The sequence below is a fragment of the uncultured Azohydromonas sp. genome, assembly GCF_937926365.1.
Classification (GTDB): domain Bacteria; phylum Pseudomonadota; class Gammaproteobacteria; order Burkholderiales; family Burkholderiaceae_C; genus Azohydromonas.
This window is the reverse complement of sequence record NZ_CALAOH010000115.1, coordinates 22554-29431: the sequence shown is the minus strand read 5'-3', so window position 1 is coordinate 29431 and position 6878 is coordinate 22554. Positions and strand designations below refer to the sequence as shown.

The 6878-nt window shown below is 65.0% G+C and carries 4 protein-coding genes; 3 read left to right on the top strand and 1 reads right to left on the bottom strand.

The window, feature by feature from the left end; translation table 11 throughout:
* Positions 1 to 525 precede the first annotated feature (525 nt).
* Positions 526 to 1569, top strand: coding sequence for an MBL fold metallo-hydrolase (locus tag Q0741_RS11780; protein WP_298233394.1), 1044 nt, complete (start codon positions 526 to 528; stop codon positions 1567 to 1569).
* Between the two features lie 67 nt (positions 1570 to 1636).
* On the opposite strand, the gene Q0741_RS11775 is transcribed toward Q0741_RS11780, so the two are convergent.
* Complete coding sequence (locus tag Q0741_RS11775) at positions 1637 to 3106, bottom strand: replication initiation protein (RefSeq protein ID WP_298233393.1); 1470 nt, start codon at positions 3104 to 3106, stop codon at positions 1637 to 1639.
* Positions 3107 to 4700: 1594 nt separating this feature from the next.
* Here Q0741_RS11775 and Q0741_RS11770 point away from each other — a divergent pair.
* Positions 4701 to 5813, top strand: coding sequence for a ParA family protein (locus Q0741_RS11770; protein WP_298233392.1), 1113 nt, complete (start codon positions 4701 to 4703; stop codon positions 5811 to 5813).
* Positions 5803 to 6825, top strand: coding sequence for a ParB N-terminal domain-containing protein (locus Q0741_RS11765; RefSeq protein WP_298233391.1), 1023 nt, complete (start codon positions 5803 to 5805; stop codon positions 6823 to 6825). The genes Q0741_RS11770 and Q0741_RS11765 overlap by 11 nt, the downstream gene beginning before the upstream one ends.
* Positions 6826 to 6878: the final 53 nt, after the last annotated feature.

Here is a 6878-nt window from a genome sequence, read left to right as displayed (position 1 = left end):
GGGACACTCTACAAAATGGCATTTTGAGTTAAATAATTTATTGCAGGTGACTTACTCTCGTGCGATACGCTCATTTCGCCGAACTCCGCTACAACTCGCTGCCTTGTCGACTTCAAATGCCGCCGGGCCTGGGGCCGTTGCTTGATCATCGTCAAGCAACGGCAACCATTATGCCAACTCGTTCACGCTCTCCAGTCCGGTCGGAGGCAGGCGGCATCGCTGGGCGAAAGCACGGCGCAAATGCACCCCGGGCATGCCCCGGGGAAGCTCTCGATTTACACAACAGGTCGACGTGTCCTGCCTCGGGAATATTGCCGGCGCCCACCACGCCAGCGTAGAGCCCACGATTACGGAGCGAGCCGGCAAAAGCACGACTGGAGTTTCCAGCGTCCGGCAGCGATGGGACCATGGGCCGGGACGCCGGCGGTCGCCGTTTCTTATCGCCACCGTCCCTTGGTGTACAACGGTGGCGCACTTGGATGCCGCCATGACGCATCCTTCAAAACCGCTCCGCCAGACCGCCACATGCTGCATACCGCCCTGTCCTATCCCTTCCCCACTCCCGAATCCGGAAACTTCCAAGAGGTCGCGCCGGGCGTGAAGTGGTTGCGCCTGCCCCTACCCTACCGGCTCGATCACATCAACGTCTGGGCGATCGAGGACGGCAGCGGCTGGGCCCTGGTAGACACCGGCACGCGCACCGAGCAGACCATGGCCGTCTGGGACCGCTTCCTGGGCTCGGCGCCGCTGCAGCGCTCGCCCACGCGCATCTTCGTCACGCACATGCATCCGGACCATGTCGGCATGGCGGGCTGGTTCACGCGCAAGTACGGCATCGAGATGTGGATGTCCCGCCTGGAGTACCTGAGTTGCCGCGTGCTGGTCTCCGACACCTGCCGCGAGGCGCCGGCGGAAGCCCTGCAGTACTACCGGCAGGCGGGCTGGGACGAGGCGGCCATCGAGCACTACCGGGTGCGCTTCGGCAACTTCGGCCGGCACATCCACACCCTGCCGGACAGCTTCAGGCGCCTTGTCGATGGCCAGGTCGTCCGCATCGGCCAGCACGACTGGGAAGTGGTGATGGGCAGCGGCCACTCGCCCGAGCATGCGTGTCTGTACTGCGCGGAACTGCGGCTGCTCATCTCCGGCGACCAGGTGCTGCCCAGGATCTCCTCCAACGTGTCCGTGTATCCGAACGAGCCCGAAGCCAACCCGATGGCCGACTGGATGGACTCGCTGGACCGGCTGCAGTCGCGCATCCCGGACGACGTGCTGGTGCTGCCCTCGCACAACGACTGCTTCCACGGCCTGCATGCCCGCATCGAGCAGTTGCGCGAGGGCCAGGTCGTTGCGCTGAACCGGCTGCGGGAACTGCTGGCGCAGCCGCAGCGCGTTCCGGACACCTTCGTTGCGCTGTTCAACAAGCACGTCGATGGATCCGACGCGCTGCGGCTGCAGCTGGCCACCGGCGAAGCCTTGGCCTGTCTCAACTACCTGATGCAACGGGGCGAGATCACGCGCGAGCTCCGCGACGGCGTGGCTTGGTACCAGCGAGCCGGGGTCCGCTGAGCGGCCCCTGTCCCGCGGGCCGCTCTCGCCGCCCTGCCGGGCACTCTCCCCGGGCCGGCTTGCGGCCCTACTCGCCGCTGAACAGCGCACTCTGGTCCGGTTCACGCCGCGCGCTGCCGCGCCCGGCCTTGTGCACCGCCTTCGCGACATGCTGGCCGAAGGCATGGCGCAGCCGAGGCGTGTGCTCCAGTTCGCTGTCGGTGATCGGGCCCTTCTGGCGCTGGAGCTGCGTGCTCAGGGCGCGGAACACCAGGGTTCGCGCAAACGAGGCACGCCACTCGGCGCGCTGCGCCGGCTCGGCCGCCAGGTACAGGCCATAGCCGCGCTCACCCTGCTCCTGGTACTCGCGCTGCAGCGCGTCCTCGGCCTGCTGCTCGTGCACGGGCTTGCGCTTCGCAAGCGCGCGCGGCGCGGCAGTGGCATGCCGCGTTTTCGCCGGCACGGGCGCCGCCGCCTCGACGCCTTCGCTCACGACGGCGGCCTCGGGCGGGCCCACCTCGGCGGAGGGGATGGCATAGCCTTCCTGGATGGCCGTCATCAGGTAGCGCCCAGGCGCGCTGATCTTCTTGCGCTGCGTGGCCATGCGGTGGCGAACGAAGTCCACCGCGGCCTTGATGCGTTCCGGGGAAACGCCGCTGTTGGTGATCTTCTCGATGTCCGCGTGGCCCAGGCCGAACTCGCGCACGAGCGTGTCGTAGAGGCTGCGCAGCTCCTGCGCATGCTCCATGGACACTGCCAGCACCCCGCTTTGCGTGCGGAACACGAAGCGGATATGCCCGACCTTCTTGGAACCCGGCAAGGACTTGGTTTCGTACTCGACATGCAGGTCCGAGAGCTCGCAGAGCTGGTCCACAGCCTTCTGCAGCGCTTCCTTGCGAAAGGCCTTGAACTCCGCCAGCCACTTGGTCTCCGCCACGCCAAGCCAGCGCTTGACCTCCTCCACCGGCAACCAATCGGTGGGCGAGCCCTTGTAGGCCACGGCCTTGAGGTGCTCGTACAAACCGTGGGCGTAGATCGAGGTGAAGACGCAACTCGTGCGCAGTGACAGGTACGTGTAGCTGCTGGGATCCAGGTGCAGCTTGCGGATGGCCGGGTGGAAGTCGAAGTACACGCGCCCGCCGGCCACGCCCACCGCACCCACCAGCGGCACCGAGATCCAGTCCGGCGCGGTGGCGTTGGGCCGCAGCCGCTCGATGCGGATGCTGGACTTCTGCGCCTCGCGCAGCGCCTTCTCCAGATGCTGATGGTTGCGGCTCTCATAGTTCATGAGGAACTTGAACAGACCGATCTCGACGTCGAAGCGCTGAACGTCAGCGGGCGCCTGCGAGGCCAGGAAGTGCATCACGTTGAGGCCCTTGCGCGCGGCCAGGCTCAGTTCGCCCACATCAATCAGGACGTTGGACTTGCGGTACGTGATGTCGGTGTTCGAGCGGGCCAGCGTCGCCTTGGGACCTTCCCGGCTCACCGTTTCCTCGAAGACGGCCAGGGCCAGTTGCTCACCGGGATTGGCCGGCGCGGGAACGGGATGGTTGCGCAAGATGGTCTCCGGGCTTCAGAACGGCGCCAGCGTAGGCACAAAGGTGGGGTTGGTCAACGCAGAACCCTACTTTTGCTGGCACAGCGCAACGGTCGTCCCAAAATTCCCTACCTTGCTTCACAAAAAACCCCACCTTGCGTCACAAATTTCCCCACCTTGCCTTCACAAAAACCCCCTCCTTGGGCACAAAAACCCCTACCTTAAGCACAAAAACCCCTACTTTTCTTTTCGCAAGTCCTTGATTAGATTGAAGAAAATGGCAGCCGAATTGCTTGCTTGTCTTTAAAAGCTTGCTTGTAGGCGTAAAGCTTTTTTCACAAATCCCAATGCTGCTGCCAGCGGCAGCAATCCATGCGATAGCAACGACCCCTCTGGTCCGTTCGGAGGCCAAGGCGCAACCGGTGCAACGCCACGATCGGATGGTGGGGATTTTTGTGCCCGGGCCGCTGAAGAGCTTGTGCGCTGTGTTTCTACGGGCCTCTTACGCAGGTGAACCGGGCGTTGTGCGCACAAATTTCCCTACCTTGAACAGAGCAGCCGACTTGAAGTGAAGGTGCGGATTTTTGTGCGCGTGCGGATGACGTCGCGTTTCCACTCCTCTCACCAGCAGTCCCGGTCGCGGTTCAGGGCGCTACCTGAGGCCACTCGTCACTGTGGGAACTCGCGCTGCCCTCGGCGATGCACAAATTTCCCCACCATGGCGGCTCACCCGGGCTGTCGAGGTGCTTGCGAGTGCCGTCGCTGAGGCCGTCACGGGGCAGGCACGAGAAGGTTGCACTGGATGCCGCATGTCACGACTTGGTCGATGTGCGGCACAAATTTCCATACCTTGGGCCTTGCACCGCCGAGCGAGCCGCGCTGTTGCCCGTGAGCATTTCGCTGCGAAGCCATTCTGCTCGCGACTCGACCGCTACGGCGCTGTGCGAGGTAGCACAAAAATCCTCACCTTCGATGCCGGGACGTGCAGCATGCAACCCGGGCACGACGGGACCAAGCGCTGGTCGCCATGGAGCGGGAATGGCGCCGTTACAGCCCCACCACGCGAGCCAACCGCGCAGCGCAGCCGCTGCGTGAGACAGGGCCGCACAAAAATACTTACCTTGACGGTCCGTGTCTGTTTGGGCTCCCTGCCAGGAGCAAGTTCGCGTCGTTTGGTGCACCTACATGAACGCTTGGGAAAACGGCTGTCGGCGGTACCGGCGCCCCATGGAGCAAGTACAACGCTGAGCCTGTCCTGGCAGCTACCCTCGGTGCCCGGTGGTGACACGCACAAATAGCCGCGCTTTTCCTTGCTCGCGCAACCGCTGGGCCGGGTCGCTTGCGAACTCGCTGCCGTGTGCGTGCAGCCATGGGCAACGGTCCGCCGCCCAGAGCATCGAGGAGGCTACTGCTTTCGAGCCGGTGAGCCGGCTCAGAGGAGCGCCGTGCAAATTGCCTCATCCTGATCCGCCACTGCTGCAGTGAGCACTTCCGAACCAAGGTAGTCGCCAGTTGCAGAGCTGGATGCAAGCTTTTTGTCGAGTTTTTGAAGAAAAACCTGGCATCCGTGTTTTTGGTTGGTACAGTCTTCCCGCCAATACCTGAGGAGGACACCTTGTCGATTGCATTCCGGGGCCAGGCAGCGGCGGCTGCGCTGGGCTTGACCATTGATACGCTGCGCAGGAGCGCCGACGACGCCGGCCTGAAAGTCGAGCGCAAGCAGACGGGAGCTTCATCGACCCGGGTGTTCCGCCCCGCGGACCTGTTCTCGATTGCGCGCTGGCGAGCCACGCATCATGGTCCGGTGCCGGCGCGCCGTGCCGTGGCCGCGGTGTGGAATCCGAAGGGCGGCATCGGCAAGACGACGCTGGCAGGCAACCTGGCGGTCGCTTTTGCCCTGCAGGGCCTGCGCGTGCTGGTGGTGGACCTGGACTTCCAGGGCAGCCTCACGCTGGGCTTCGGCTATGACAGCGAGCTCACGCTGGAGGAAGCGCGTGCTCAGGGACGCCCGGAGGACGATGTGATCCAGTACCACCTGGGCCACCTCCTGCCGGGCGCGGACGAGCGGCAGCCCCTGGCGCACGTCATCAAGAAGCCTTGGGGCGAGATGGGCCCTCACCTGGTTCCCGCGGACCTGATGCTCGACATCGTCGACTACCGGCTGCTGGTGGAGACGCTCTCGGGCGCGCAGTCGGACCTCGCGCTCACGAAGTGGATCGCCGAGGGGCGCTCGGGCAAGGCGCCCGGCTGCGACCTCTCCATCTACGACGTCATCCTCTTCGACTGCCCACCCTCGAAGAACCGGCTCACGCGCGCCGCGCTGCTGGCCAGCGATGCCGTGGTATCTCCAGTGAACTTCGAGCACTACAGCACCAAGGCACTGTCGTACTTGGCCATCGTGCTCAACGAGATGATCGAGCACTATGGCCGCTGCCCGGAGCTCATGATCTTGGGCAATGAGCACGACCCGCAGCGGGTGCGTTCCAGCATGCACGTGGCAGCGATCGCGGCCCAGTACGGCGATGCGCTGCTGGCGCAGACCGTGCGTCGCAGCGAGGACTTTCCACGCGCCCTGGACAGCGAACCCAAAGCGCCGCTGCTGCTGGCGCGTCCGACCTCCGCGGCGGCCGACGACGTGCGCGCCGTCGCCAAGCTGATCTCGGCCCGGTTGGGCCTGTTCGCCACGAAGGGCAGTGCCCGCTCGCAGGAGGCCCAGCATGCCGCCTAAGCACCTCTCGGACGCCGACATGATTGCGGCCCTGCGCCCTCGAAAGGGGCCGGGGCCTGTGACAGTGAAGCTCAACCCGCTGCAGCGCCCGGCGGGCGAGCGGCTCAGCGACGAGGAACTGTTGCAACGCGCCGCGGGCTTGGCGGACCGTCCTGCGACGGTGGCCGTGGAAGCCGAGACCGTGAGCGACGCGCAGGCCCGCGTGCAGGAACTCGAAGCCGAGCTTGCCAGGCAGCAGCCTCAGGAACTGCCGCTGGAGCTGATCGACAGCGTGCCCGGGCGGCGGCGCAAGCTCACGCAGGAGCAGTTCGAAGAGCTGCGCGAGAACCTGCGCGCGAATCCGCTGGTGCACCCGATCACCGTCCGGCGCAAGGACGATGGACGTTTCGAGGTCGTCAGCGGCGAGAACCGTCTCGCGGCCTACCGTGAGCTGGGCAAGTCCGCCATCCGCGTCTCGGTGCTGGACGTGGAAGAGCAGGTGGCCGAGCGGGCGGCGTTCTACGCCAACCTGATCGCGCACGACTTGCCTGACTACGAGAAGTTCAAGGGTTTCGAGCGTGAGCAGCAGGCTACTGGGGCCAGCCTGGCCGAGATGGCCCGGCTCGCGGGCGTGCACAAGGCCAGCATCAGCCGGCTCTTTGCGTTCTCACGTCTCCCCGCCGAGGCGCTGATCGAACTGGAACGCCGCCCTGATGCCCTGGGGGCCGCCTGCGCGGAAGAGCTGGCCAAGCTGTGCACGCCGGCCAATGTCGAACGTGTGGTGGAGACGGTACGGCTGGTGGCCTCGGGCAAGATCAGCCAGGCCCAGGCCCCCGGCCACGTGCGCGCCACGCCACGCGCTGCGCGTCCCGCGCCAAGGACCGGTACCGTGAAGGCAGGCAGATTCAAGTTTGCTGACTACCGGGCCAGCGGCTCGGTGGTGCGCCTGGAGTTCCATGCCGATGTGGACATGGACGAGGCTTGCCGACGCATCGAAGCACTGCTCAATGACATGGCAGCCAAGGCGGGGTGAAGGCGTCTCAACTTGAGACTCCTTCAAAATCAATAACTTAGTAAAAAGCGAAG